Here is a 25,152-nt window from a genome sequence, read left to right on the forward strand (position 1 = left end):
ATACAAATTAGCGTGATAACGCCTTTTGTCAGTCAAATGCCTCGTTCTTAAAGGCTTGCGTAGCATGCCGTGCAAATGGTACTGATACCGCGCGTTAAAAAACCCCATAAATGAACGCAACACAATTCATACCCTTTCAGTATGTGTCGTCCCCATCGTTTTACGAGTACGAACACTTCATTGAGGAAGTTTCTTGTCATGAAAAATTTGAAAGTCAGCCTGGCCTGGCAAATTTTGCTGGCCCTTGTGCTGGGTATCTTGCTGGGTAGTTATCTGCATTATCACAGTGACAGCCGCGAATGGCTGATCGCGAATTTACTGTCGCCTGCCGGTGATATCTTTATCCATCTGATCAAAATGATTGTGGTGCCGATTGTCATCTCGACGCTGGTGGTAGGGATTGCCGGGGTGGGTGACGCGAAGCAGCTGGGCCGCATCGGTGCAAAAACCATCCTTTATTTCGAAGTGATCACTACGGTGGCGATCGTTCTCGGCATCACGCTGGCGAATGTGTTCCAGCCTGGCGCGGGCATTGATATGTCGCAGCTGGCGACGGTGGATATTTCGAAATACCAAAGCACGACCGCGGATGTGCAAAGCCATTCTCATGGCCTGATGGGGACCATCCTCTCGCTGGTGCCGACCAATATCGTGGCGTCGATGGCGAAGGGCGAAATGCTGCCGATCATCTTTTTCTCGGTGCTGTTTGGTCTGGGCCTGGCGTCACTGCCGTCCACTCACCGCCAGCCGCTGGTGACCGTGTTCCGCTCCATCTCTGAAACCATGTTCAAAGTGACCCACATGGTGATGCGCTATGCGCCGGTAGGGGTGTTCGCGCTGATCTCGGTGACGGTAGCGAACTTCGGTTTTGCCTCCCTGTGGCCGCTGGCGAAGCTGGTGCTGCTGGTGCACTTCGCGATCCTGTTCTTCGCCCTGGTGGTGCTGGGGCTGGTGGCGCGGATGTGTGGCCTGAGCATCTGGATCCTGATCCGCATCCTGAAAGACGAGCTGATTCTGGCGTACTCCACCGCCAGCTCCGAGAGCGTGTTGCCGCGTATTATTGAGAAGATGGAAGCCTATGGGGCGCCTGCGTCGATCACCAGCTTCGTGGTGCCGACCGGTTACTCGTTCAACCTCGACGGCTCTACGCTGTACCAGAGCATCGCCGCGATTTTTATTGCCCAGCTCTACGGTATCGACCTCTCCCTGTGGCAGGAGATCGTGCTGGTGCTGACCCTGATGGTGACCTCAAAAGGGATTGCCGGCGTGCCGGGCGTCTCCTTCGTGGTGCTGCTGGCGACCCTGGGAAGCGTGGGTATTCCGCTGGAAGGGCTGGCGTTTATCGCCGGTGTTGACCGTATTCTCGACATGGCGCGTACCGCGCTGAACGTGGTCGGTAATGCGCTGGCGGTGCTGGTGATTGCCAAGTGGGAACATCAGTTCGACCGTAAGAAAGCCCTGGCGTATGAACGCGATGTGCTGGGTCGTTTTGATAAAACCGCTGACCAGTAAAGTACATTGCCCGGCCTACGGTCCTGTAGGCCGGGCAAGCGAAGCGCCCCCGGCACGCAGACCGCTCGGTCCCGTCGGCGGGCGTTTACTCCCCGCTTAACGCATCAAACTCTTCGCAGCCGGTATCAAAACCTTCGCTACAGCTCAGATTAAACCAGTACAGCGCCTTCTGTTTATTCGGGGTGATAAACCCGTCCTCGCCCTGCTGAAATACCTGACCCGCCCAGTACTCCGCATAGCCTGTACGCGAGAGGGTGGAGCTCTGCTTAAACCACTGTGCGGCCTGGACATCATCCTGCGCCACCTCCACGCCGTTGGCGTAGATCAGCCCCAGTAGCTGCCGGGCATCGACCGCGGCATCATCCTCGGTATTCTCTGCGACTTTATGCAGTAAGCTCAGCGCCTGCGGGTAATCAGTTTTTCCGGCCCGGGTATTGACCAGCAAACGTGCCAGCATCACCGCACCCGGCGAGCTGCCCGCCACCGTGGCCTGCTGCGCCAGCCCTTTTGCCTGGGCTAAATCGCCGTGCTTAAACTTGATTTGTGACAGCAGCGCCATAGCATCGATATCGCCGTTTTTCGCCGCTTTTTCGGCCCAGGTTTCGGCCTGCTTATCATCCCCCGAGCTGTAATAGGTTTCGGCAAGATAGTACTGCGCCCGGCTGTCGCCGGCCTCAGCCTGCTTCAGGTACTGGCCGCCAATCTCCTCGGCGCAAACCAGGGAAGAAAAAAGGATCAACAACAGATAAAGAGGTTTCATGCGTTATTTTCGTAGGGGTAGATAACGGGCAGTATAAGCGCGGGATGAGAAGAAAAAAATGGGTGCGTTAAGACCTCCACTCCCCACAAGCCGGGCGGGTTTCCCCGCCCGCTGACGTTAGCCTGCTGCGCAGGCTAATTTAGCCGCCACTTCAAGCTGCTCGCTCTTTATTGTCAGTTCGCATAACGTGCCGCGATTAATAAAGGCGAATATCACTATGGTCAGGCAAATAATTAATATTATGCCTGGCACGGTTTTTAATGGCGTCATGCCCTTTACTCCTTGCTAATAAAAGAATAAGGGGCTATCCTCAACTTGTGAGTGGTTGAGGGATAGCCCCCGGTTAATGGAAACATTTCCGGGGTTTTTCACTTTCTGTCCCTCAATACGGCTTAAGACAGAAAGCCTTAAGCACCCGCCGCTAATCTTATCCCGCTGAACTCAAAAGAAAAGATGTAATTCTTTTTAGGTGAAATTACATTTCTCTGGAATGCTGCTCGCAAAATAATATTCACCATATATTATTTCTATTATGCAAATAAAAGCGGGATGAATATTTCACCCCGTTTTATTAATTGCACCTTTAATTGCATCAACCCATCGCGGTTTCCCGTAACGATTTTTTCAGCTTATTATATTCTTCAACCACATAGTGTTCGGCGGTAGCCTGATCCGCTATCGGCTCGACGCGCACGGCACAATATTTATATTCCGGCGTTTTGGTTATCGGGCTGAGGTTTTCCGTCACCAGTTCGTTGCAGGCCCCGATCCACCATTGGTAAGTCATGTATACCGCCCCGACGTTAGGCCGATCGCTGACCTGAGCCCGGGTGATAACCCGACCTTTGCGGGAGTTAACCCACACCAGCGCCTCATCCTCAATGCCCAGCCTTGCGGCATCCTCGGTGTTGATCTGCACATAGCCGGGCTCATCGGCCAGTGCCGACAGGGCCGCACAGTTGCCGGTCATCGAGCGGCAGGAGTAGTGGCCCACTTCGCGCACGGTGGAGAGCACCATCGGGTAATCGTCATCCAGTTTATCCATCGGCGCCATCCAGTCGCAGGTGAAGAACTGCGCCAGCCCGTTCGGGGTATCGAATTTCTCCTCGAACAGGAACGAGGTGCCCTGGTCCGCCGGCGACTCGTCCCGGCACGGCCACTGGATGTAGCCCAGCTCGCCCATCTTCTCGTAGGTTGCCCCTTTGAATCCCGGACACAGCTGGCGCAGCTCATCCCAGATTTGCTGCGTGTTGTCGTAGTGCATCGGATAACCCATCCGGGTCGCGATCTCGCTGATGATCTGCCAGTCGGTTTTCAAATCCCACTTCGGCTCGACCGCCTTAAAGAAGCGCTGGAAGCCGCGATCGGCCGCGGTGTAAACCCCTTCATGCTCGCCCCACGAGGTAGACGGCAGGACAACATCCGCCACCGCCGCGGTTTTAGTCATAAAGATATCCTGGACAATCACCAGCTCGAGATCGTCAAACGCCTGACGCACCGCCGACAGTTCAGCATCGGTCTGGAGCGGATCTTCGCCCATGATGTACGCCGCGCGCACCTCTTTGTGGGCCACGCGGTGCGGCAGCTCGCTGATACGGTAGCCGGGATGCGCCGGCAGGCTCTTGACGCCCCAGGCTCTGGCGAATTTCTCGCGATTTTCCGGGAACTTAACAAACTGGTATCCCGGGTAGGTGTCCGGTAGCGCCCCCATGTCGCAGGCACCCTGCACGTTATTCTGCCCGCGCACCGGGTTGACCCCGACGTGGGCTTTGCCGAGGTTGCCGGTCAGCATGGCGAGGCTGGTGAGCGCACGCACGGTCTCCACCCCCTGCCAGAACTGGGTGACGCCCATTCCCCACAGCAGGGTGGCCGTTTTCGCTCCGGCATACAGACGCGCCGCCTGGCGGATCTCCCGCGCGCTTACGCCGGTAATGGTTTCGACCGACTCAGGCGTATAGTTTTCAACAATCTTACGGTACTCATCAAAGCCCTCCGTGCGGGTGGCAACGAAGGTCCGATCGTAGAGCTGCTCGGCAATAATCACGTGGCCGATGGCATTGAGCAGGGCGATGTTTGAGCCGTTTCGCAACGCGATATGCATATCGGCAATGCGCGCGGTTTCGATGCGCCGCGGATCGCAGACGATAATTTTTGCCCCGTTCTGCTTTGCGCGCAGAATATGATTTGCGACGATCGGATGCGAATCCGCCGGGTTATAGCCAAAAATAAACACCAGATCGGTGCCATCAATCTCGTTGATGGCATTGCTCATGGCGCCATTACCGACCGACTGGTGCAGACCTGCAACCGAGGGGCCGTGTCAGACGCGTGCGCAGCAGTCGACGTTGTTGGTACCAATCACCGCGCGGGCAAATTTTTGCATGATGTAGTTGGTTTCATTCCCGGTGCCGCGCGAGGAGCCGGTGGTCTGGATCGCATCCGGACCGTGCTGCGCCCTGATGTCGCTGAGGCGGCGGGCAACATAGTCCAGCGCCTCATCCCAGGAGACGGGCTCCAGCCTGCCGCCGCGAACGCGGCGGATCATCGGGGTTTTCAGCCGCGGGGTAAGAATCTGGGTGTCGTTAATAAAGTCCCAGCCGTAATAGCCCTTCAGGCACAGTTTGCCCTGGTTGGTTTTCCCCCCGGCTCCCTCCGCCCGGATGATTTTGCCGTTATCGACCACCAGGTTTATCTTGCAGCCTGATGCGCAATAGGGGCACACCGTGATGACGTTTTTCATCAGTCTTGCTCCAGTTTCAAATGACGCTGAGATATCGGTTTAGTATGCCGTCTCTATGCCACAATTTTGTTGTGGATTTCCCCTGACTTTACGGGCGAATCCTGGTCAAAACCCTGACGAAAAACAGGCCCGCGTCAAAAATTGCGGCCCTGGTGGCGATGGGGATGTGACGGCGGTTGAAGATCCGTGACGGAAAGGGCGTTTTGGCTGGAGCCTTGCACAGAATGGGCCAGACTGATCTCTATCCCCCTAATGGAATCCAGTGATGAAACCAGCAATTCTGGTGGTCGATGACGACACCGCGGTGTGTGAACTGTTGCAGGATGTGCTTAACGAGCACGTCTTCACCGTCCACCTGTGCCATACCGGTCAGGATGCTCTGCGTCTGGCGCAGCAGGCACCGGATATCGCGCTGGTATTGCTGGATATGATGCTGCCGGATATTAACGGCCTGCAGGTGTTACAGCAGCTGCAAAAGCAGCGCCCGGAATTGCCGGTCATCATGCTCACCGGGCTCGGCAGCGAGTCGGACGTGGTGGTGGGCCTTGAGATGGGGGCGGACGACTACATCGGCAAACCCTTCAATCCCCGGGTGGTGGTGGCGCGCGTCAAAGCCGTGCTGCGCCGCACCGGCGCGCTGGCGGCAGAACCGATCGTTACGCGGGCGGCCGGGATCGGCTTTAACGGCTGGACGCTGGATACCACCCGCTGTGAACTGATTGACCCTCAGCGCGGCGTGGTCGCCCTGACCCAGGGCGAGTACGGTTTGCTGCTGGCGTTGACGCAGAACGCCCGGCGGGTGCTGAGCCGCGAACAGCTGCTGGAGCTGACCCACAGCGAAAGCGCGGAGGTTTTTGATCGCACCATCGACGTGTTGATCATGCGCCTGCGCCGCAAAATCGAAATCAATCCCCATCAGCCGCTGCTGATTAAAACCATCCGCGGGCTGGGCTATGTCTTTGCCGCCGACGTGCTGCATGGCGACAGGGCGGCCTAGGCCAACCTGTTCTCCTGAATAAACAGCTGTAACTCCTGCAGGGTTTTCGCCCCGTCGATAGCGTTGGCCGCCAGCAGGCTGGCCCGCGCGCAGGCGTGCGCCATCCGGATGCTCTCCGCCAGCGACAGCGATTCGTGGCAGCCATACAAAAATCCGGCGCAGAAAGCATCTCCCGCCCCGACGCTGCCGACGATCTCCTCCCGGGTCAGCCGCCACGAGGGGATCCAGCACCCCTCCCGATCCGGCTCCTGTCCCCAGGCCCCTTCCGGGCAGTGGATCACCACCCGCGACTTAACGCCCGCTGCCAGCAGCTCTGCCGCCGCCGCGGCAATATTGGCGATCGTCGGCGCATCCTGGTCATCGCGCATTGCCAGGCCGCTGAACTCGCCCGCCTCCAGCTCATTGATCACCAGATAGTCGAGATGGCGCAGGGCAGGGAGCACCAGCGGCTGATAGCGCGGATCGCCCTTGCGCGACACCAGGTCGAGAGAGGTTTGAAACCCCAGCTCGCGCATCTGCGCCAGCAAGCGCGCGCTGCGGGTGCCGTACTCCTCGTCCGGCATATCCAGGCTGTCCAGCAGCAGCAGATAACCCAGATGGAAGATCTTCAGGCTGGAGTCGAGCCGGTCGAAGGCGGGCAGATCCAGCAGCCGGTTGGCCCCCGGGGAGTGGAAAAAGGTGCGCTGGCCGCTGGGGTCGGTCATCACCTGCGACATGGAGGTGGGGGCGAAGGTGGTGCGCTGCACCCGCTGGCGGTTGACGTGATACTGGTCGAGCATGGCGAGAATGTAATCCCCGTCGTGGTCATCCCCCACCAGTCCCACCGCCTGCAGCGGGATCCCGGCGTGCATTTTCGCCACCGTTAACAGCACGTTGAGCGGCGCCCCGCCGGTGGCGCGTTCGCTGTGGACGATCTCCGCCAGCCAGCCGCGCTCCGGCCACTGCACAATCTGGTGGACGTGATCCACCAGCATATTGCCCGCCGCGATAATGCCCCGGCGTTCCATCACGCAAACCCCGCGCTGCCGAAGGTGCGCATCTGCGCGGCGACGGTATCGGTAATGGCCTCTTCGATGCCCAGCAGCAGTTCAGCAAACTCATCGTACAGCGGCTGGCGGTTGGCCATGCGCTGCTCCACCTCCGCCAGCGCCGCCTGGGACATGCCGGTGTAGAAGTTAATCTTGTGGATCCCAAGCTCAATGGCGCGGCGGAAATCGGCGTCGCCGATCCCGGACCCGCCGTGCAGCACCAGCGGCAGGCCGGTTTGCTGGCGGATGGCGTCAAGACGGGCGAAATCGAGCTTCGGCTCGCCCTTGTACTTGCCGTGGGCATTACCGATTGCCACCGCCAGGGCGTCGATGCCGGTCTGGTCGACAAATTCCCGCGCAAGCCCAGGATCGGTGAAAAAGGCTTCGTCGGCATGGCCGTACAGGGCACCGCCCTCATCGCCTCCCACCGCGCCGAGTTCCGCCTCCACCGACACGCCCACCGCGTGGCACATCTTCACCACTTCCCGCGTCTGGCGGATGTTCTCCTCGTAGCTCAGGGTGGAACCGTCGAACATCACCGAGCTGAACCCTAAGCGCAGCGCCCGCACCACCGCCTCGAAATGCAGGCCATGATCGAGATTCAGCACCACCGGAATATCATGCCGGGCGGCTTCGAATTTGACCGCCTCCACCAGTGAGTCGAGGGAGACGTACTTAAAATGCACTTCGGCAATATTGATGATAAAGGGCGAGTTCTCCTGACGGGCGGCGGCAAACAGCGCCCGCAGGAAGTGGGAGTCGAGGACGTTAAACGCCCCCAGCGCATAACGATGTTCGCGGGCATGGGCCAGCCCGTCGGCGAGAGAGATAAGCGGCATGGTTCACTCCTTACAGGCGAAACAGGCTGTATTCATTGCACAACACCAGCACGGCCGGTTCGTCTTCATCAATGTTGTTATAACGGGCGGTGGGTTGCAGGAAGTGGTTGTCCGTCTCGTCGTCATTCACCGAGGAGACTTCACCCACCAGCACGTCACCAAAGCCCACCTCACCCCAGAAACTGTGGTACAGGCCGGGCGGCAGGCAGATGCTCTCCCCCGGCGCGAGGCGGATATGGCTGCCCGCCACGTGGGTCTGCTGGCAACCATCGATGGCGACCCTGATATCTCCCTCCTCTTTCTGTTCATGCTCATCGGCGTTCCACAGCTCGACAATGAGGTTGCCGCCGCCGCGGTTGATGATGTCCTCGCGTTTGCGCCAGTGAAAGTGCAAAGGCGTCACCTGGCCCTCACGCACATGCATGATCTTCTCGGCATAACATTTGTCCCATGGCTTGCCGCCGGGAGAGCCGTTGCGCAGGGCAAAAAGGGTTAAGCCCTGCGCCGCAAAGTTATCGCCGCCGAACGCGGTCACGTCCCAGCCGAGCCGCAGGTCGAATACTTCCTGCCAGGCGTCACCGTCAAGCTGCTGCCAGCGGGCAGGAGGGAAGCTGGCAAAGGGGGGCAGATGCACATCGTGCATGGAGAAAAACTGTCGCGTGTGGCCGAGGATCTCGTTAATTTCGGAGCGTTTCATGAAAACTCCTCATCCTGACCCTCTCCCCGCAGGGGAGAGGGAACGTGAACATCCTCACCCCTGTGGGGAGAGGCGTACAGTCATTACTTAACCGTCCAGCCCTTATAATTGCCGACGTTGCTCTTATCGATCATCGTCACCGGGATCAGCACCGGCTCTTTCGGCGCCGGTTTGCCCTGCAGAATGTCATAGCCGATCTCCACCGCTTTCGCCGCCATCACCTGCGGGTCCTGCGCCGGGGTAGCAACAAACAGGGAGTTTTCCCGCTTCAGCGCCTCTTCCGCATCCGGCGAGCCATCGACGCCCACGATAAAGAACTCGTTACGTTGTGCCTGTTTTGCCGCTAGATCGGCGCCGATCCCCGTCGGATCGTTAATAGCGAACACGCCGTCGATCTTCGGATTGGCCGCCAGCAGGGAGGTCATCACCTCCAGCCCGCCGTCACGGCTGCCTTTGGCGTTCTGGTTATCCGAAAGGACTTTGATATCCGGATGTTTTTTAAATTCAGCCTTACAGCCTTCCACACGGTTTTGTACCGCAGAGACCGGCGGTCCGTTGATGATCACCACGTTGCCTTTGCCTTTCAGGCGGTCGGTGATCAGCTTACAGGCCATCTCACCGGCCTGGGTGTTGTTGGAGGTGATAGTGGCATCGGCACCCTCTGCCGCCACGTCAACCGCCACCACCACGATCCCGGCGTCTTTCGCGCGCTTCACCGCCGGGCCAATCCCTTTCGAATCGGCGGCGTTAAGAATGATCATATCGACTTTGGCGGCGATAAAGTTATCAATCTGAGAAACCTGCTGGCCGAGATCGTAGCCGCTGGACACCAGCGTCACTTTCACGTTGTCTCCTGCCAGTTTGCGCGCTTCCAGCTCCGCCCCTTTGGTGATTTGCACAAAGAACGGGTTCGCCAGATCGCCCACCGTCACGCCGATGGACTTCAGCTCTTTGGCCTGCACAAACGGGCTTGCTGCGAGCAGTGCGCCAGCACAGAGCGCGGTAACAAGAGGTTTTAAACGCATATTTTCGTCCTCGTTATGTAGGGTATTGTTGTTATGCACTTTGATGGTGTCGGGTACGGTATTTGTCGATCAGCACTGCAATGATGATCACCGCCCCTTTGATCACCAGTTGCCAGAAATAGGAGACGCCCATCAGCGTCATGCCGTTGTTAAGGGTGGCGATAATCAGCGCCCCCACCAGCGTGCCGGTGATGGTGCCGATCCCACCGACAAAGCTGGTGCCGCCGAGGATCACCGCCGCGATAGCGTCCAGCTCATAGCCGGTACCGAGGTTGCCGTTGGCGCTGTACAGCCTTGATGCGCTCATTACCCCGCCGAGGCCCGAGAGCAGGCCGCTCATACCGTAGACAAACAGCAGCACCATCCAGACCTTGATGCCCGTTAAGCGCGCGGCCTGCATGTTGCCGCCCACCGCGTAGATATGTACCCCGAGGGTGGTGCGGCGCAGGATGAACCAGCAGACAACGATCACCGCCAGGGCAATCACCACCAGCCACGGCACCGGCCCGAGATAGTTATTGCCGATCCATTCAAAGCTGATGCTGGAGTTGATGACCGTAGTGCCGTCCGCCAGCAGGTAGGCCGCGCCGCGCAGTGCCGTGTAGGTGCCGAGGGTGACAATAAAGGGCGGCAACCCGGCAAAGGCTACCAGCGCGCCGTTGAACAGCCCCAGCACCATGCCGAGCATCAGCGCCGCCGGCACCGAGAGCATCGACAGCTCCGGCATCAGCGAGACCACCATTGCCGCCACCGCGGTGGTGCCCAGAATCGAGCCCACCGACAGGTCGATGCCGCCGGTCAAAATAATGAAGGTCATCCCCGCCGCCAGTACGATGTTGATCGACGCCTGACGGGTGATGTTCAGCAGGTTACTTTCGGTAAAAAAGTTCGGCGCGATAAAGCCAAATACCGCGACGATCAGGATCAATATCGGCAGGATACCGATGGTTTGCATCAGATCGCCCATCAGCATTTTTTTGGCGGAGGCCGCTTTGGCCACCTGTTGCGGAGTGTTAGGTTGCGTCATGGTTATACCGCCCGATGATGAGAGTCGTTAACGCCGGTCGCCAGCGTCATGATGTTTTCTTGTGAGATATCGGCCCGATGGAGTTCCCCGGCGATGCTCCCTTCGCGCATCACATACACGCGATCGCTCATGCCGACCACTTCCGGCAGCTCGCTGGAGATCATCAGGATCGCCACTCCTTTGCGCGCCATCTGGTTCATGATCCGGTAGATCTCGCTTTTCGCTCCGACGTCCACGCCGCGGGTCGGTTCGTCGAGGATCAGAATGCGCGGGCCAATCGCCACCCAGCGGGAGATGAGCAGCTTTTGCTGGTTGCCGCCGGAGAGTCCGCCCGCCCGCACCTGGGAGTGCGGCACGCGAATATTGAGCAGGGCGATGGCGTCATCGGAGATCGACTGGGCTTTTTTGCGGTTCAGCCAGCCGAAGCTGGCATCGCGTTCCAGCGTCGCCATGGTGATGTTCTCCTGCGCCGCCAGCTCGAGGAACAGCCCTTGCTCCTTGCGGTTCTCGGTTAAAAAGCCGATGCCGTGGTCGATGGCGGTGCGCGGGGAGTGGATCACCACCGGCTCGCCATCCACCTCAATCATCCCGCCGGTGGCCTTGCGCACGCCGAAAATCAGCTGCGCCAGCTCGGAACGCCCGGCACCCACCAGCCCGGCGAGGCCGACGATTTCGCCGGAACGCACCTGCAGGCTGCAGGGCTGCACTTTGCCGCCGTCGGTCAGGTGGTGGACGTTCAGGCGCGGGCTGCCGAGAGGAATATCGCGCTCTTTATTGAACAGATCGCTCAGTGGTCGCCCGACCATCATTCGCACCAGTTCCGGGGCGTTGAGCTTGTCGCGGGTCAGGCTACCGACGTACTGGCCGTCGCGCAGCACGCTGACCCGGTCTGATAACTCATACACTTCCGCCATGCGGTGGCTGATATAGATAATCGCCATCCCTTCGTCGCGCAGACGCAAAATCAGCTCGAACAGGCGGTGGGTTTCGCGCGAGGAGAGGGCGGCGGTGGGTTCATCCATCACAAGGATGCGGCTGTTGCGGTGCAGCGCGCGGGCGATTTCCACCTGCTGCTGCTCGGCGATGGTCAGCTTCATCACCAGATCGGTGGCTTTGAAATTGGCGCCGAGGCGATCGATCACCGCCTGGGCCTGGGCGGCCATCTCTTTGCGCTGTACCAGCCCGCCGCGCGACAGCTCGCTGCCGAGGAAGATGTTCTCGGCCACGGTAAGGTTAGGGGCCAGCTGCATCTCCTGATAGATCAAAGTGATGCCTGCCGCCAGCGCATCTTTTGGGCCTTTGATATGAAACGGCTTGCCGTCGATCAGGATCTCGCCGCCGGTGGCGATGTAGGCCCCAGCGAGGATTTTCATCAGGGTGCTTTTTCCGGCGCCGTTTTCGCCCATTAAGGCATGGATCTCGCCGGGGAAGACCGTCAGATCCACACCCTTCAGCGCGTGGAAGTTGCCAAAGGTTTTGGCAATGCTGCGCATCTCTAAAACCGGGGTTCTGCTCATGGCGGATCTCCTGTGAAGGTCGATATCCGCACTTCATCACACCCCGGTAAATGCAAAATGTCAGAAGTCGTTCATATTTGTCATAGTTATGAATAGTTAATGTGGATCACAGTTACGCCGCGGAGCCAATATGCCCTCACGCCGTCCCCCCTTCTTCGCCAGCGCCCGTGGCCGCCTGCTGATCTTCAATCTGCTGGTGGTGGCGGTAACGTTAATGGTCAGCGGCGTGGCGGTGCTGGGCTTTCGTCATGCCAGCCATATTCAGGAGCAGGTGCAGCGCCAGACCCTGGACGACATGACCGGCAGCATGAACCTGGCGCGTGAAACCGCCAACGTGGCGACGGCGGCGGTGCGGCTGTCGCAGGTCGTGGGGGCGCTGGAATATAAAGATGAAGCCAACCGGCTTAAACAGACCCAGACGGCGCTGGGCCGTTCGCTGGAGCAGCTTGCCGATGCGCCGCTGGCGCAGCAGGAGCCGGCGCTGGTGGCGCGGATCATCCAGCGCAGCAATGAGCTCCAGCAAAGCGTGACCGGCATGCTGGAGCGCGGGCAGCGACGCCATCTGGAGCGTAACGCCCTGCTCAGCTCGCTCTACCAGAGCCAGAGCTATCTCCGCCATCTGCAGGACATCAATCGCCGCTACGCCAGTAACCTGCCTGACGCCCGGCTGCTCAGCGAGATGGATCGGCTGATCGTCGCCGCCATTCAAACCCCCTCGCCGCGCGCGACCCTTCAGCAGCTGGATACGGTGACGGCGATGTTGCCCCGCCAGGCCGCGCAGCCGGTGGTGAGCTTCGTCCTGCCTGATTTTAACGCCGAACTCAACAAGCTCGGCCCGCTCTCCGGGCAGCTGGAAGAGAGCGATCTCGCTATCAGCTGGTATATGTTCCACATCAAGGCGCTGGTGGCGATCTTAAACAGCGATATCAATCAGTATGTGGAGCAGGTGGCCGAGGCCTCGCAGCTGCGCACCGCTGAGAGCCATCAGGAGCTGCGCTCCATCAGCGTCTTTATCACGGTGTCCGCCGTGCTGGCGCTGATCATCACCGCCTTTGCCTGCTGGTATATCTACCGCAATCTGGGCACCAACCTGACCGCTATCTCCCGGGCGATGTCGCGGCTGGCCCACGGGGAACAGGATGTCTCGGTGCCTGCGCTGCAGCGCCGGGATGAGCTGGGCGAGCTGGCGAGGGCGTTTAACGTCTTTGCCCGCAATACCGCCTCGCTGGAGCACACCACCCGACTGCTGAAGGAGAAGACCTCGCAGATGGAGGTGGATCGCCTTGAACGCCAGGGGCTGGAGGAGGCGCTGCTGCACAGCCAGAAGATGAAGGCGGTCGGGCAGCTGACGGGCGGGCTGGCCCATGATTTCAATAACCTGCTGGCGGTGATCATCGGCAGCCTGGAGCTGGCCGATCCCCACTCGCCGGATGCCCCACGCATTGGCCGCGCGCTGAAGGCCGCCGAGCGCGGGGCGCTGTTAACCCAGCGCCTGCTGGCCTTCTCCCGTAAGCAGTCCCTGAACCCGCACGCGGTGGAGATGAAGCCCCTGCTGGAAAACCTGGCCGAGCTGATGCGCCACTCTCTGCCCGCCACGGTCGCGCTGGATATCGAAGCGCAAACGCCGGCGTGGCCGGCGTGGATTGACGTGGGCCAGCTGGAAAACGCCATCATCAACCTGGTGATGAACGCCCGCGATGCGATGGAAGGGCACAGCGGCACCATCAAAATCCGCACCTGGAACCAGCGCGTGACCCGCAGCGACGGGCGTAAGCAGGACATGGTGGCGCTGGAGGTGATCGACCACGGCGCCGGGATGTCGCAGGCGATTAAATCTCAGGTCTTTGAACCCTTCTTCACCACCAAACAGACCGGCAGCGGCAGCGGGCTGGGGCTGTCGATGGTGTATGGCTTCGTGCGCCAGTCCGGCGGGCGGGTGGAGATCGAAAGCGCGCCCGGTCAGGGCACCACCGTGCGGCTGCATCTGCCGCGCGCCACCTTACAGGCGCTACCCTCGTCGGAAAACGGGGCAACCCCCGCCTCGCCGCCAGGCGACCGGCTGGTGCTGGTGCTGGACGACCAGACCGACGTCCGGCAGACACTGTGCGAACAGCTCCACCAGCTGGGCTACCTGACCCTGGAGGCCGAAACCGGCGAGCAGGCGATACAGATGCTGAGCGCCTCTGCGGATATCGAGATCTTTATCAGCGACTTAATGCTGCCCGGCAACCTGAGCGGCGCGGAGGTGATCCAGCATGTGCGCCAGCATTTCCCCTATCTCCCGGTGCTGCTGATGAGCGGCCAGGATCTGCGTCCGGCGCACAACCCACAGCTGCCCGAGGTGGAGCTGCTGCGTAAGCCGTTCACCCGCGGGCAGCTGGCGCAGGCGCTGCAAAAAGCGGTCAACATTTGAGATTCCTCCGCTACTCGCTCTACCTGCCGTTTATTACCGTAAGGCCAGCTCACCCTGCGAGACTGGCTTTATGAAACGTACCTTTACCGCTCTGTTATTTGGTCTGATCTCTTTAACCAGCCAGCTGGCGCATGCCGACATCGTTGACGATGCGATCGGCAATATCCAGCAGGCCATTAACGACGCCTACAACCCCAACAGCAATAATCGCAATGCTGACGACGATCGCTACGAAGAGAGCCGTCGCAGCAGCGATAGCCGCCAGTATGACGATCGTCGCAGGCAGCTGGAGGACAGACGCCAGCGTCTAGATGAGCGCCAGCGCCAGCTGGACGAAGATCGACGTCGCCTTGAAGATGACGAGCGGCGGTTAGAGGATGATTACGATCGGCGGTAAGGGCCTACAAAACCGTAGGCCGGGTAAGGCGCAGCCGCCACCCGGCAGTAACGTGCGGCCTGATGCCTCACCCCGCCCCTCTCCCACAGGGAGAGGGAGAAAATCGTTAATCCAGCACCAATACCATTCCGTCATACCCCGCCTCGAACCCTTCCGGCAGCGGGTTGTCCATCATCCACACGTCAAACTGATGGCTGATGTGGGTCAGGATCACCTGCGGACAGCCAATCACCTGATTCAGGGCAATCACCGTATTCAGATCGCAATGGTTGCGCGGGGTCTCCGCGCGCGGCTCGTGGCTACAGTCAATCACCATCGCCTGCGGGTGGTTGTTGAGTAAAAACTTCACCGTTTTGTCCGGCAGCCCGGCGGTGTCCGACAGCCAGGCGACGCGGCTGTGGGCGCTCTCCAGCAGATAGCCAAACGTCAGCTTCGAATGGTTGAGGGGCAGCGGGGTCACGCGTAACCCCTGGAGTTCAAACACCACAAAGGGCTCAAGCGTGTGGCTAAAGTCGAGAATGCCGGGGTGCTTAAACAGATCGTCGCAGCCGGCTTCGTCCGGCGGGCCGTATACCGGGATGGTCGCCCCCACGCCCCAGCGCAGCGGGAACAGCCCCTGGACATGATCCATATGGTAGTGGGTGAGTAAAAACTGCTGAAAGCTGCCTGCGGGCCAGTCGTCCATCAGGTGCGGGATCCCCGCGTCCAGCAGCGTTACCGCGTCGTTGAATTTGACCACCGCGCTACAGGGGCGACGGCGATAGTCGTCCTGCAAACGCGCCCGGCGGCAGGCCGGACAGTCACAGCCAAAAGCGGGCACCAGCTGGGCGCCACCGGTTCCTGTTAACGTAATGGTCAGACTCATAGCGCCCCCTTACAGCGGTTTGGTAAAGCGGAAATGGCTCTGTGTGTACCCTTCACGAAGATAAAAGCGGTGCGCGTCGAGGCGCTTTACGCTGGTGGAAAGCTCGGTCATCTCAGCCCCGGCGTGACGGGCCTCTTCTTCTGCCCAGGCCAGCAGCTGGCTGCCAACCCTGAGCCCGCGCGCCTGCGGCATTACCACCAGCTCCTGGATCTCGCCGATCCAGTTGGCATGATGCAGATGAAACTGCATATGCAGGCCGATCATGCCGATGATGTGTCCATCCTGTTCGGCCAGCTGGTAGCGCATATTGTGATCCTGCAAATTGGCCGCGAACCCGGCATGGAACGCTGACCGGTCAAGCTCCGCCTGTTTTAATTCACAAATAAGGCCATAGACGGCGTCGACGTCCTCCGCGGTGGCGGGACGCAACTCACACTCGGGCATGGTTGTTCTCCTTCTGGTGAATCAGTGAAAGAAAGTGTTCGACGGACTGGAGCAAGCTTCCGTCGTTATTCAGGACAGGACAATCGGACGGGGTATAGCGGGCGGCACGCTCAAGCCGCTGGTCGATCTCTCTGGCGTTCTCCCGACCACGGCTTTGCAGTCGGCTCCGCAGAATATCTGGCGACACCTGCAGGCAGATCGGCAGCAGCGCCCCCGCATAGCGCGCCCGCGCCTGGGGAAGATGGGCGCGCGAGCCGTTCACCACCACGTCGAATCCGGCATGCAGCCAGAGGTCGATCTCCAGACCCACCCCATAATAATAGCCGTTAGCGTGCCAGCTCAGGGCAAACAGTTGCTGCCCGGCGCGGGTAAAAAACTCCGGCTCGCTGAGGGCGATGTGGTTTTCGCTCCCCGCACTGGCGGGGCGGGTGATGTAGCGGTGCGCCACCAGCAGCTGCGGGTGGGTCTGCTGGCGCAACGCCGCCAGCAGGCTGTCCTTTCCGGAGCCCGAAGGCCCCATTAACCAGATCACTCTTCCCATCAGAACACCCTTTTTCCCTGACGCCAGACGTGGTCGATATGAATATGCTCGCCTTTGCGGTGCGCCAGCACCAGGTCCGCGCGTTTGCCTTCGCCAATCACCCCGCGATCGTGCAGATTTAGCGCCTGCGCCGGATTCTTCGTCACCAGACGGATCGCCTGCGGCAGAGTAAAGCCGTTGCCCGCATCGTCGGCCACCCGGAACGCCGCATCCAGCAGGCTGGCGGGGTAATAATCGGAGGAGAGAATATCCAGCAGGCCGAGCGAGGCCAGCGAGCTTGCCGCCACGTTGCCGGAGTGCGATCCGCCGCGCACGATGTTCGGCGCACCCATCAGGACGTTCATCCCGTACTGGCGGGAGGCTTCTGCCGCCTCGAACGTGGTGGGAAATTCGGCAATTGTGCTGCCAAGCTGATGGGATTCAAGTACATGATCCGCGGTGGCGTCGTCGTGGCTCGCCAGTGCGATATTGCGCTCCCGGCACAGGGCGGCAATGGCCTGGCGATTGGGCTGCGACCAGCGGGCGGCCAGGGCCAGCTGCTCCTCTTCGTAGCGCGCCATCTGCTGGTCGTTGAGAGAGTATTTGCCCTGATAATATTCACGGTACTTTTCGATGTTGGCGAACTGGCGCTGGCCCGGGGAGTGATCCATCAGCGACACCAGAGTCACCGGTTCGCGGCCGACCAGCTTCTCGAACAGCGGCAGGGTGGTGTGATGGGGCAGCTCGCAGCGCAGGTGCAGGCGGTGCTCGGCGCGGTTGAGGCCGCGCTTCTGCGTCTCCTCCACGGCGTTGATCATCTTCTCCAGATTCTCCAGCCGGTCGCCGCCGTCGCGCACGTCACCGATCGCCACCGCGTCCAGCACGGTGGTGATGCCGCTGGCGACCATCATTCCGTCGTGGCTGCTCATCGCCGAATGGGCGGGCCAGTCTACCTTTGGCCGCGGGGTGAAGAACTTGTCCATGTTGTCGGTGTGCAGCTCAATCAGCCCCGGCAGCAGCCAGCCGCCTTCGCCGTCCATCGCCTGCGGCGAGCGGCTCGGGGTTTCAGCAAAGGCGCGAATGACGCCGTCCTGAACCTCGATGGAGCCGTCGACAACCTCGTTTTCCAGCACCAGTTTTACGTTGTTTACGATCATGCGGTGATCCCCATCGGGTGCAGACGATCCGCTACGCGATCCCGCACCGCGTCGTCGTGGAAGATCCCGACGATCGCCGCGCCGCGCGCTTTGGCTTCTTCGATCAGTTCCATGACTGCGGCGCTGTTTTTCGCATCCAGCGAGGCGGTCGGTTCATCGAGCAGTAAAATCGGGTAATCGACGATAAAGCCGCGGGCGATATTCACCCGCTGCTGCTCTCCGCCGGAGAAGGTGGAGGGAGCGAGGTGCCACAGGCGCTCCGGCACGTTGAGGCGCGTCAGCAGGCTGGCGGCTTTGGCGGCGCAGGTATCGCGCGGCACGCCGAGATCCAGCAGGGGCTGCATCACCACCTCCAGCGCCGGGACGCGGGGGATGACCCGTAAAAACTGGCTGACCCAGCCGATGGTGGTGCGGCGCACGTCCCGCACCTTGCGCGCCGGGGCCTGCACCAGATCCACCCATTCGTCGCCGTGACGGATATGGATATGGCCTTCGTCCGGCAGGTAGTTGGCGTACAGGGATCGCAGCAGGGTCGATTTGCCGCTGCCGGAGTGACCGTGCAGCACCACGCACTCGCCGCTGCTGACCTCAAGGGAGGCATTTTGCAGCACCGGCAGGCGCACGCCGTTTTGCTGGTGGAGCACGAAGGTTTTACTTACGTTTTGTACGTGGATCATCTTGGCCTCGTGGCGTTTTCTTGCCGGGTGGCGCTTCGCTTACCCGGCCTACAAGGTGCTGGATTCTTGCCGGGTGGCGCTTCGCTTACCCGGCCTACAAGGTGCTGGATTCTTGCCGGGTGGCGCTGCGCTTACCCGGCCTACAAAGAGCGCGGTCCGTAGGCCGGGTAAGGCGAAGCCGCCACCCGGCAACAGCAACCTCAATTCTGCAATACGGACGACACCAGCAGCTGGGTGTACGGATGATGCGGATCGTCGAGCACCCGGTCAGTCAGCCCACTTTCCACCACCTCGCCGCTCTTCATCACCAGCAGACGGTCCGCCAGCAGGCGGGCAACGCCTAAATCGTGGGTGACAATCACCACCGCCAGGTTCAGCTCCACCACCAGGCCGCGGAGCAGATCCAGCAGGCGCGCCTGAACAGACACGTCCAGCCCACCGGTGGGTTCATCCATAAACACCAGCTTCGGATGGGTGACCAGGTTGCGGGCAATCTGTAAACGCTGCTGCATCCCGCCGGAAAACGTTGTTGGCAGGTCGTCGATGCGCGACGCCGGGATCTCTACCTCTTCCAGCCACTTCTGCGCCGTGGCGCGGATGTCGCCGTAATGGCGTGCACCGGTGGCCATCAGCCGCTCACCGATGTTGCCCCCCGCCGACACCTGGCGGCGCAGGCCGTCCATCGGGTGCTGATGCACCACGCCCCACTCGGTGCGCAGCAGGCGGCGGCGTTCGGCCTCGCTCATGCCGTACAGGGAGTGGTCTTCATACAGAATCTCGCCATTTTGCGGGGCCAGACGGGCAGAGATCGCCTTCAGCAGGGTGGTTTTGCCGGAGCCGGACTCGCCGACAATGCCCAGCACTTCACCCGGCCAGAGGTCGAACGACACGTCGCTGAAGCCTTTACCCGGCGCATAGAGGTGGGTCAGGTTATTGACCGAAAGCAGCGGTTTCATTGGCTGTTGGCCTCGCTCTGTTGGCGGCAGTAATCGGTATCGGAGCAGACAAACATCCGGTTGCCCGTGTCATCCAGCACCACTTCATCGAGATAGCTGTGTTTCGATCCGCAGATGGCGCACGGCTCGTCCCACTCCTGCACCGTAAACGGATGGTCGTCGAAATCGAGGCTCTCCACGCGGGTGTACGGCGGCACGGCGTAAATGCGTTTTTCGCGCCCGGCTCCGAACAGCTGCAACGCGGGCATCATGTCCATCTTCGGGTTATCGAATTTCGGGATCGGCGACGGGTCCATCACGTAGCGCCCATTGACCTTCACCGGGTAGGCGTAGGTGGTGGCGATATGGCCGAAGCGGGCGATGTCTTCATAGAGTTTCACCTGCATCACGCCGTACTCTTCCAGCGCGTGCATGGTGCGGGTTTCGGTTTCGCGGGGTTCGATAAAGCGCAGCGGCTCGGGGATCGGTACCTGGAAAATCAAAATCTGGTCTTCAACGAGCGGGGTTTCCGGGATGCGGTGGCGGGTCTGGATCAGCGTGGCGTCTTCGGTGCGCTCGGTGGTATTCACCCCGGTGACGCGCTGGAAGAACTGGCGGATCGACACGGCGTTGGTGGTATCGCCAGCGCCCTGGTCAATCACCTTCAGGACGTCGGCTTCGCCAATCACGCTGGCGGTGATCTGGATCCCCCCGGTGCCCCAGCCGTAAGGCATCGGCATTTCACGACCGCCGAACGGCACCTGATAGCCGGGGATCGCCACCGCTTTTAAAATGGCGCGGCGGATCATGCGTTTAGTTTGCTCATCCAGATAAGCAAAGTTATAGCCGCTGAGGTTAGCCATTCTTGCGCTCCTGTTGCAGACGTTTCAGCAGTTCCAGCTCGGCCTGGAAATCGACGTAGTGCGGCAGCTTGAGGTGCGAGACAAATCCGGCAGCCTCGACGTTATCCGCGTGGGCCAGCACAAACTCCTCGTCCTGCGCCGGGCCGGCGAGGTTCTCGCCGTAGTCCGGGGCCTGTAGCGCCCGGTCGACCAGCGCCATCGCCATCGCCTTGCGTTCACCCATGCCGAACACCAGCCCGTAGCCGCGGGTGAAGTGCGGGGCCTCGTTGTCCGGGGTGACAAAGCCGTTAACCATTTCGCATTCGGTCATCAGTAGTTCACCGACGTTCACCGCGAAACCCAGCTCTTCCGGCACGATTTCAACGTCGATATAGCCGCTGCGAATTTCGCCAGCAAAGGGGTGGTTACGCCCGTAGCCGCGCTGGGTGGAGTAGGCCAGCGCCAGCAGGTAGCCCTCGTCGCCGCGCATCAGCTGCTGCAGGCGCGAGGCGCGGGAGCAGGGGTAGACCGGCGGGGTGCGGGTGATGTCGTCCGGCTCATCGCCGCGATCCTCTTCCGCCTTCGCCAGCCCCTGGTGTGCCAGCAGGCTGAAGACGTGCGGGGCGGCATCCTGCGGGGCGTCTGAGGTGGTCAGGCGAGGGGCCTCGCCGTTCGCCAGCAGGGTAAAATCGAGCAGGCGGTGGGTGTAGTCGTAGGTCGGGCCGAGCAGCTGACCACCCGGGATATCTTTATAAACGGCAGAAATTCGGCGCTCAAGGCGCATCTCTGCGCTGTTAATCGGCTCGCTCACCGCCAGCTTCGCCAGGGTGGTGCGGTAGGCGCGCAGCAGGAAGATGGCCTCGACGTTATCGCCGCTGGCCTGCTTCAGCGCCAGCGCTGCCAGCTCGCGGTCGGCAATGCCGCCTTCGGTCATCACCCGGTCCACGGCCAGGTTGAGCTGCTGTTCGATCTGGGCGACGCTCAGCTCCGGGAGCTGCTCATCGCCCCGGCGTCTGTGCTCCTGCAGGGCATGGGCGGCGGCGATCGCCTTTTCGCCCCCTTTGACGGCAACGTACATCAGCACACCTCCACGTGGGTGGTTCGCGGGATCGCCAGCAGGCGTTCGCCGCAGGTCAGGAGCAGGTCGATCCCCAGCGGGAACGGGTGCGGGCGCTCGGTCAGTTCATGAATAATGCACTCCGGCAGCTGCGGGGCGACCATGCGTTCTTCGGCAATTCCGGCTCCGGTCAGGCGCAGCATGCGCCCGCCGCTCAGGCTCGGCACCTGCAAAATCAGGGTGGCGCTGGTCTCCGGCGCGACGGCGCTGCCTTCGCTCAGAGCGTTGAGCTGCTCGTGGCTAATCTGCTCGTCGGCAACGGCAAACACCGCCAGTTGGGGCTGATCCACCAGCGGGGCGCTGGTATGAAAACGCAGGTTAGAGCTGACGATATCGTTACTCACCGCGCCCGACAGCCAGACCGGAGTGTCATTATCGGCCAGGGTCAGCAGCACGCTGGTGGTGGCGAGGTTCAGCGGCTGCCAGCCGTGTTTAAGCTGATGCAGGGAGACGATCACCCCCGGTTCGCTCATCGCTTTTAGCAGACGGCGAAAACTGTGTTGGGCATCCTGCACGGCAAGGGTAAAAGCGGGTTGAAGGGTCATGCGTTGTCTCCGCGAACGAGCGTAAAGAAGTCGACCCGGCTGGTGTTCACCTCGGCCTGACGCGCGGCAAGGCGTGCGGCGCGGTCGGCTTCCAGCGGGGCAATAAGGGTTTCCATTAAGGACTGAAAATGCGGCGCTTCCTGCAGCAGGGCGTCGATCACCGCGCACTGCTCGGCATGCGCTTTGTTGCGCCCGAGCAGGTAGCTGTAGCCAAGCGTGCCGCTGGCAAGGCGCACCACGGCGCGGGTCAGGGTGGCATCACCGGCAAAGTAGCGTGCCCCGGTGCCGCCCATCCGCGCCTGGATCTGCACCAGCCCGGTTTCCGGGGCGCGGATCGGTTCATAAGCGGGCGTCAGGCTCAGGGCCGACATCCGCTCGGCAAGCGCCGCAGGCTGGCTGTGGGCGAGAACGGCCATCCAGTGCTGGCGGGTGGAGGTATCGAAATGCATTCAGTGCTCCATGGTGAATTCAATCATGTCGGCGCGGGTCAGGCTGACGGAGTACTCCGTCGCGTTGATCTCGCCGTCACGGTGGTTAAGGGTGCGCACGCAGAGCAGGGGCGCCATGTTGGGAATCTCCAGCACCTTGCTCTCTTTGGCCTGCGCGCGGCGGGCGCTGATGCGGGTCTGGGTGCGCCTGAGCGCAATCCCGGTGGCTTCGAACAGGAAGTCGTGCAGCGAGCCGCTGGCGAAGTTCTGCAGCACCGGCCAGAGGGTCAGGTCAGCGAAGTAGTGGTCGATCTGACACACCGCCACGCCGTTGACCCGGCGCAGGGTGCGCAGGTGGACGACGTTATCGCCCTCCGAAATCCCCAGCGCGTCTGCCACGTGGCTGGAGGCCGGACGCAGCACCGAGAGCAGTTTTTCGCTGGTGGGGTGGCTGCCCTGATCCAGCAGGTTCTGGCTGAAGCGCGCCTGAGCGTTGAGGGGGTAGTCGAACGGGCGCATCAGCACCAGCACGCCGACGCCCTGACGACGCTGTACCCATCCGCGTTCAACCAGCTGGTCAATGGCGCGGCGCAGGGTATGGCGGTTCACTTCATAGCGATCCGCAAGCTGCTGTTCAGCAGGCAGATAATCCCCGCAGCGGTAGTGGGTGCGCAGCTCCACTTCAAGCTTCGCGGCAATCTCTTGCCAGCGTGTCGGGTAACTGGTCGGATGTCTGGATAAGTGCATACAAATCAAAGCCTCGCTTCTCAGATGAAGTGCTTACGCAAACGTTGAGAGAGGAAATCCAGCAGGCTGACCGTCACGATGATGAGCACCATCAGGGCGCAGGTTTGCTGGAACTGGAAACCGCGAATCGCTTCCCACAGGGTGACGCCAATCCCGCCCGCGCCGACCATCCCCACCACCGTTGCGGAGCGAACGTTAGATTCAAAGCGGTACAGGGAGTAGGAGATAAGCAGCGGCATCACCTGCGGCAGGACGCCATAGAGGATCTCTTCCAGCTTGTTGGCCCCGGTGGCGCGAATGCCTTCCACCGGGCCGGGCTCGATGGCTTCCACCGCTTCCGAGAGCAGTTTGGAGAGCACCCCGGTGGTATGAATAAATAGCGCCATCACCCCGGCGAACGGCCCGAGACCGACCGCCACCACGAACAGCATCGCAAAGACCATTTCGTTGATGGCGCGGCAGGCGTCCATCAGGCGACGCACCGGCTGGTAAATCCACCAGGGCACGATGTTGTCGGCGCTCATCAGGCCAAACGGAATGGAGAGCACCACCGCCAGCGCGGTACCCCAGACGGCGATTTGCAGGGTGATGGCCATTTCGCTGAGGTAGTCCTGCCACTGGCTGAAGTCCGGCGGGAAGAAGTCGGCGGCGAAGGTCGCCATGTTGCCAGAGTCCTGAATCAGCGTGAGCGGCGCCATTTCCGCCCCCTTCCAGGAGACAACGAGCACCGCCAGCAGAACGGCCCAGCCGATCAGCGAGAACCAGCTGCGCTTTGGCGGTGGGAGAGTGATGGTTTGCATGTAGGTTCCTTGCGGTTTGTGTGCCGGATGGCGCTACGCTTATCCGGCCTACGATCCAGAAAGTAGGCCCGGTAAGCGAAGCGCCACCGGGCAAAAAGCACTACTGAACCGCTTTATTCACGCTGGTCATCGCGCCCAGCGCCGCGGTCAGGCGGTCGAGATCGTCCAGCTGCGCCTGAATTTCAGACATCTTGCTGCTCTTCTCTTCGTCCTTCAGGCCCTTGTTCTCCTTCACGCCCTGGATCTGTTTGAACAGCGCCAGCTGGCGAATCGGCACCAGCTGCAAATCGCTGGAGGCGCGGAACGGCGCCCAGCCCAGGCGTTCCAGCACGGTTTTCTCTTCGGCGGTTTTGCCGTAGTTCATAAAGAAGTCGTACACCTTGTCCTTGGTGCTTTCGGAGAGGTTTTTACGCCACACAATCGGGTCGCCCGGGATCAGCGGCGATTTCCAGATCACCTTCAGTTCTTTCAGCTTGTCCGGTGCGGAGGTCTTCAGCTTGTCGAGGTTTTCGGTGTTGTTGGTGGCAACATCCACCTGCTTGTTGGCGACGGCGAGGGCGTTGGTTTCATGCCCGGCGTTGACCGTGCGTTTGAATTCACTGGTGGAGACGTTGTTCTTGGCAAAGACGTAGTAACCCGGGACCAGGAAGCCGGAGGTGGAGTTCGGGTCGCCGTTGCCAAAGGTCAGCTCTTTACGTTTGGCGAGCATGTCGTTGAGGTTGTTGATCGGGCTGTCTTTGTTGACGATCAGCACGCTCCAGTAACCCGGGGAGCCATCTGCCGCAACGGTCTGGGCAAAGACCTGACCGTTGGCGCGGTCCACCGCTTCCATGGCGGAGAGGTTGCCGTACCAGGCGATGTCCACTTTATTAAAGCGCATCCCCTGGATGATGCCCGCGTAGTCCGGGGCGAAGAAGGCGTTCACTTTGATCCCCAGCTTGCTTTCCATGTCTTTCAGGAAGGGTTCCCACTGTGGCTTCAGGTTCTGCTGTGATTCCGTCGAAATGATGCCAAAGTTCAGTGCTTTTTCCTGCTCTTCCGCATACGCCGGGCTTAACAGGGTGCTGATACTGAACATGCTGGTGAAGGCCAGCGCGGCAACCGTTTTATAGCTCATTTCCAT

General features: G+C 60.8%; 26 protein-coding genes. 4 read left to right on the forward strand and 22 right to left on the reverse strand.

Annotation, left to right across the window (positions count from 1 at the left end; genetic code table 11):
- Positions 1 to 198 precede the first annotated feature (198 nt).
- Positions 199 to 1,512, forward strand: coding sequence for a glutamate/aspartate:proton symporter GltP (gene gltP / locus ACP4QI_RS01320; RefSeq protein ID WP_142487872.1), 1,314 nt, complete (start codon positions 199 to 201; stop codon positions 1,510 to 1,512).
- 85 nt (positions 1,513 to 1,597) lie between these two features.
- Here gltP and ACP4QI_RS01325 read toward each other — a convergent pair whose 3' ends face one another.
- The 3 genes from ACP4QI_RS01325 to fdhF all read right to left on the reverse strand — a co-directional run bounded on the left by ACP4QI_RS01325 (position 1,598) and on the right by fdhF (position 5,012).
- Positions 1,598 to 2,272, reverse strand: a complete 675-nt coding sequence (locus tag ACP4QI_RS01325; RefSeq protein WP_142487873.1) for a tetratricopeptide repeat protein — start codon at positions 2,270 to 2,272, stop codon at positions 1,598 to 1,600.
- Between the two features lie 117 nt (positions 2,273 to 2,389).
- Positions 2,390 to 2,542, reverse strand: a complete 153-nt coding sequence (locus ACP4QI_RS01330; protein ID WP_142487874.1) for a Hok/Gef family protein — start codon at positions 2,540 to 2,542, stop codon at positions 2,390 to 2,392.
- A gap of 322 nt (positions 2,543 to 2,864) precedes the next feature.
- Positions 2,865 to 5,012, reverse strand: coding sequence for a formate dehydrogenase subunit alpha (gene fdhF / locus ACP4QI_RS01335; protein WP_426495406.1), 2,148 nt, complete (start codon positions 5,010 to 5,012; stop codon positions 2,865 to 2,867).
- A gap of 265 nt (positions 5,013 to 5,277) precedes the next feature.
- Here fdhF and ACP4QI_RS01340 point away from each other — a divergent pair, with 265 nt between their 5' ends.
- Complete coding sequence (locus tag ACP4QI_RS01340) at positions 5,278 to 6,009, forward strand: response regulator (protein WP_142487876.1); 732 nt, start codon at positions 5,278 to 5,280, stop codon at positions 6,007 to 6,009.
- Here ACP4QI_RS01340 and ACP4QI_RS01345 read toward each other — a convergent pair.
- From ACP4QI_RS01345 to ACP4QI_RS01370, 6 genes are all read right to left on the reverse strand, one after another.
- The gene (locus ACP4QI_RS01345) at positions 6,006 to 7,016 is read right to left on the reverse strand and encodes a carbohydrate kinase family protein (RefSeq protein ID WP_142490046.1); all 1,011 of its coding nucleotides are present in this window, start codon (positions 7,014 to 7,016) and stop codon (positions 6,006 to 6,008) included. The two genes, ACP4QI_RS01340 and ACP4QI_RS01345, sit on opposite strands and share 4 nt — an antisense overlap.
- Positions 7,016 to 7,876: a ketose 1,6-bisphosphate aldolase gene (locus ACP4QI_RS01350; RefSeq protein WP_156262704.1), complete on the reverse strand. Its 861-nt coding sequence runs from the start codon at positions 7,874 to 7,876 to the stop codon at positions 7,016 to 7,018. The genes ACP4QI_RS01345 and ACP4QI_RS01350 overlap by 1 nt, the downstream gene beginning before the upstream one ends.
- Before the next feature lie 10 nt (positions 7,877 to 7,886).
- Positions 7,887 to 8,573, reverse strand: a complete 687-nt coding sequence (locus ACP4QI_RS01355) for a D-lyxose/D-mannose isomerase (RefSeq protein ID WP_285127613.1) — start codon at positions 8,571 to 8,573, stop codon at positions 7,887 to 7,889.
- A gap of 83 nt (positions 8,574 to 8,656) precedes the next feature.
- Entirely contained in the window at positions 8,657 to 9,598 is a 942-nt protein-coding gene (locus ACP4QI_RS01360; RefSeq protein WP_142487879.1) for an ABC transporter substrate-binding protein, read from the reverse strand.
- A gap of 31 nt (positions 9,599 to 9,629) precedes the next feature.
- Positions 9,630 to 10,625: an ABC transporter permease subunit gene (locus ACP4QI_RS01365; RefSeq protein WP_156262707.1), complete on the reverse strand. Its 996-nt coding sequence runs from the start codon at positions 10,623 to 10,625 to the stop codon at positions 9,630 to 9,632.
- A 2-nt stretch (positions 10,626 to 10,627) separates the two neighbouring features.
- Positions 10,628 to 12,142, reverse strand: coding sequence for a sugar ABC transporter ATP-binding protein (locus tag ACP4QI_RS01370; protein ID WP_426495407.1), 1,515 nt, complete (start codon positions 12,140 to 12,142; stop codon positions 10,628 to 10,630).
- Between the two features lie 130 nt (positions 12,143 to 12,272).
- Between ACP4QI_RS01370 and ACP4QI_RS01375 the strand changes: the two genes are divergently transcribed.
- Complete coding sequence (locus ACP4QI_RS01375; protein ID WP_426495408.1) at positions 12,273 to 14,555, forward strand: ATP-binding protein; 2,283 nt, start codon at positions 12,273 to 12,275, stop codon at positions 14,553 to 14,555.
- A gap of 70 nt (positions 14,556 to 14,625) precedes the next feature.
- Entirely contained in the window at positions 14,626 to 14,952 is a 327-nt protein-coding gene (gene yjdP / locus ACP4QI_RS01380; protein ID WP_231313274.1) for a DDRRRQL repeat protein YjdP, read from the forward strand.
- A 106-nt stretch (positions 14,953 to 15,058) separates the two neighbouring features.
- On the opposite strand, the gene phnP is transcribed toward yjdP, so the two are convergent.
- From phnP to phnD, 13 genes are all read right to left on the reverse strand, one after another.
- Entirely contained in the window at positions 15,059 to 15,817 is a 759-nt protein-coding gene (gene phnP / locus ACP4QI_RS01385) for a phosphonate metabolism protein PhnP (RefSeq protein WP_156262711.1), read from the reverse strand.
- A gap of 9 nt (positions 15,818 to 15,826) precedes the next feature.
- On the reverse strand, positions 15,827 to 16,261 hold the full coding sequence (phnO, locus tag ACP4QI_RS01390; protein ID WP_142487885.1) for an aminoalkylphosphonate N-acetyltransferase: 435 nt from the start codon (positions 16,259 to 16,261) through the stop codon (positions 15,827 to 15,829).
- Positions 16,248 to 16,805, reverse strand: a complete 558-nt coding sequence (gene phnN, locus ACP4QI_RS01395) for a ribose 1,5-bisphosphokinase (RefSeq protein WP_142487886.1) — start codon at positions 16,803 to 16,805, stop codon at positions 16,248 to 16,250. Before phnN ends, phnO begins: the two co-directional genes overlap by 14 nt.
- Positions 16,802 to 17,938 (reverse strand): alpha-D-ribose 1-methylphosphonate 5-triphosphate diphosphatase, encoded by a 1,137-nt coding sequence (gene phnM, locus ACP4QI_RS01400; protein ID WP_142487887.1) that lies wholly within the window; start codon positions 17,936 to 17,938, stop codon positions 16,802 to 16,804. Before phnM ends, phnN begins: the two co-directional genes overlap by 4 nt.
- Positions 17,935 to 18,615 carry a phosphonate C-P lyase system protein PhnL gene (gene phnL / locus ACP4QI_RS01405; RefSeq protein WP_142487888.1) on the reverse strand — a complete coding sequence of 227 codons (681 nt, stop codon included), beginning with the start codon at positions 18,613 to 18,615 and terminating at the stop codon, positions 17,935 to 17,937. Before phnL ends, phnM begins: the two co-directional genes overlap by 4 nt.
- A 200-nt stretch (positions 18,616 to 18,815) precedes the next feature.
- Complete coding sequence (phnK, locus tag ACP4QI_RS01410) at positions 18,816 to 19,571, reverse strand: phosphonate C-P lyase system protein PhnK (protein ID WP_142487889.1); 756 nt, start codon at positions 19,569 to 19,571, stop codon at positions 18,816 to 18,818.
- Positions 19,568 to 20,413 carry an alpha-D-ribose 1-methylphosphonate 5-phosphate C-P-lyase PhnJ gene (phnJ, locus tag ACP4QI_RS01415; protein WP_426495409.1) on the reverse strand — a complete coding sequence of 282 codons (846 nt, stop codon included), beginning with the start codon at positions 20,411 to 20,413 and terminating at the stop codon, positions 19,568 to 19,570. Before phnJ ends, phnK begins: the two co-directional genes overlap by 4 nt.
- Positions 20,406 to 21,470: a carbon-phosphorus lyase complex subunit PhnI gene (locus ACP4QI_RS01420; RefSeq protein WP_426495410.1), complete on the reverse strand. Its 1,065-nt coding sequence runs from the start codon at positions 21,468 to 21,470 to the stop codon at positions 20,406 to 20,408. Before ACP4QI_RS01420 ends, phnJ begins: the two co-directional genes overlap by 8 nt.
- Positions 21,470 to 22,054 (reverse strand): phosphonate C-P lyase system protein PhnH, encoded by a 585-nt coding sequence (gene phnH, locus ACP4QI_RS01425; protein WP_142487892.1) that lies wholly within the window; start codon positions 22,052 to 22,054, stop codon positions 21,470 to 21,472. Before phnH ends, ACP4QI_RS01420 begins: the two co-directional genes overlap by 1 nt.
- Positions 22,051 to 22,503: a phosphonate C-P lyase system protein PhnG gene (phnG, locus tag ACP4QI_RS01430; protein ID WP_156262716.1), complete on the reverse strand. Its 453-nt coding sequence runs from the start codon at positions 22,501 to 22,503 to the stop codon at positions 22,051 to 22,053. Before phnG ends, phnH begins: the two co-directional genes overlap by 4 nt.
- The gene (gene phnF / locus ACP4QI_RS01435) at positions 22,504 to 23,229 is read right to left on the reverse strand and encodes a phosphonate metabolism transcriptional regulator PhnF (RefSeq protein WP_156262717.1); all 726 of its coding nucleotides are present in this window, start codon (positions 23,227 to 23,229) and stop codon (positions 22,504 to 22,506) included.
- A gap of 20 nt (positions 23,230 to 23,249) precedes the next feature.
- Positions 23,250 to 24,029 (reverse strand): phosphonate ABC transporter, permease protein PhnE, encoded by a 780-nt coding sequence (gene phnE / locus ACP4QI_RS01440; protein ID WP_142487895.1) that lies wholly within the window; start codon positions 24,027 to 24,029, stop codon positions 23,250 to 23,252.
- Positions 24,030 to 24,129: 100 nt separating this feature from the next.
- The gene (gene phnD, locus ACP4QI_RS01445) at positions 24,130 to 25,146 is read right to left on the reverse strand and encodes a phosphonate ABC transporter substrate-binding protein (RefSeq protein ID WP_142487896.1); all 1,017 of its coding nucleotides are present in this window, start codon (positions 25,144 to 25,146) and stop codon (positions 24,130 to 24,132) included.
- Positions 25,147 to 25,152: the final 6 nt, after the last annotated feature.

Origin of the sequence: Leclercia sp. TB492, assembly GCF_049974505.2 — a bacterium.
Taxonomy (GTDB): Bacteria; Pseudomonadota; Gammaproteobacteria; order Enterobacterales; family Enterobacteriaceae; genus Enterobacter; species Enterobacter adecarboxylatus_C.

Bases quoted from the DNA above. Each gene is read 5' to 3' on its own strand.
- phnJ (WP_426495409.1), bottom strand. From the start codon at position 20,413: ATGGCTAACCTCAGCGGCTATAACTTTGCTTATCTGGATGAGCAAACT.
- ACP4QI_RS01360 (WP_142487879.1), bottom strand. From the start codon at position 9,598: ATGCGTTTAAAACCTCTTGTTACCGCGCTCTGTGCTGGCGCACTGCTC.
- ACP4QI_RS01370 (WP_426495407.1), bottom strand. From the start codon at position 12,142: ATGAGCAGAACCCCGGTTTTAGAGATGCGCAGCATTGCCAAAACCTTT.
- phnH (WP_142487892.1), bottom strand. From the start codon at position 22,054: ATGACCCTTCAACCCGCTTTTACCCTTGCCGTGCAGGATGCCCAACAC.
- phnO (WP_142487885.1), bottom strand. From the start codon at position 16,261: ATGCCCGAGTGTGAGTTGCGTCCCGCCACCGCGGAGGACGTCGACGCC.
- ACP4QI_RS01350 (WP_156262704.1), bottom strand. From the start codon at position 7,876: ATGCCGCTTATCTCTCTCGCCGACGGGCTGGCCCATGCCCGCGAACAT.
- phnG (WP_156262716.1), bottom strand. From the start codon at position 22,503: ATGCATTTCGATACCTCCACCCGCCAGCACTGGATGGCCGTTCTCGCC.
- yjdP (WP_231313274.1), top strand. From the start codon at position 14,626: ATGAAACGTACCTTTACCGCTCTGTTATTTGGTCTGATCTCTTTAACC.
- ACP4QI_RS01365 (WP_156262707.1), bottom strand. From the start codon at position 10,625: ATGACGCAACCTAACACTCCGCAACAGGTGGCCAAAGCGGCCTCCGCC.
- phnF (WP_156262717.1), bottom strand. From the start codon at position 23,229: ATGCACTTATCCAGACATCCGACCAGTTACCCGACACGCTGGCAAGAG.
- ACP4QI_RS01330 (WP_142487874.1), bottom strand. From the start codon at position 2,542: ATGACGCCATTAAAAACCGTGCCAGGCATAATATTAATTATTTGCCTG.
- ACP4QI_RS01355 (WP_285127613.1), bottom strand. From the start codon at position 8,573: ATGAAACGCTCCGAAATTAACGAGATCCTCGGCCACACGCGACAGTTT.
- ACP4QI_RS01325 (WP_142487873.1), bottom strand. From the start codon at position 2,272: ATGAAACCTCTTTATCTGTTGTTGATCCTTTTTTCTTCCCTGGTTTGC.
- phnD (WP_142487896.1), bottom strand. From the start codon at position 25,146: ATGAGCTATAAAACGGTTGCCGCGCTGGCCTTCACCAGCATGTTCAGT.
- ACP4QI_RS01375 (WP_426495408.1), top strand. From the start codon at position 12,273: ATGCCCTCACGCCGTCCCCCCTTCTTCGCCAGCGCCCGTGGCCGCCTG.
- ACP4QI_RS01340 (WP_142487876.1), top strand. From the start codon at position 5,278: ATGAAACCAGCAATTCTGGTGGTCGATGACGACACCGCGGTGTGTGAA.
- phnL (WP_142487888.1), bottom strand. From the start codon at position 18,615: ATGATCCACGTACAAAACGTAAGTAAAACCTTCGTGCTCCACCAGCAA.
- phnM (WP_142487887.1), bottom strand. From the start codon at position 17,938: ATGATCGTAAACAACGTAAAACTGGTGCTGGAAAACGAGGTTGTCGAC.
- ACP4QI_RS01420 (WP_426495410.1), bottom strand. From the start codon at position 21,470: ATGTACGTTGCCGTCAAAGGGGGCGAAAAGGCGATCGCCGCCGCCCAT.
- phnP (WP_156262711.1), bottom strand. From the start codon at position 15,817: ATGAGTCTGACCATTACGTTAACAGGAACCGGTGGCGCCCAGCTGGTG.
- phnK (WP_142487889.1), bottom strand. From the start codon at position 19,571: ATGAAACCGCTGCTTTCGGTCAATAACCTGACCCACCTCTATGCGCCG.
- gltP (WP_142487872.1), top strand. From the start codon at position 199: ATGAAAAATTTGAAAGTCAGCCTGGCCTGGCAAATTTTGCTGGCCCTT.
- phnE (WP_142487895.1), bottom strand. From the start codon at position 24,029: ATGCAAACCATCACTCTCCCACCGCCAAAGCGCAGCTGGTTCTCGCTG.
- ACP4QI_RS01345 (WP_142490046.1), bottom strand. From the start codon at position 7,016: ATGGAACGCCGGGGCATTATCGCGGCGGGCAATATGCTGGTGGATCAC.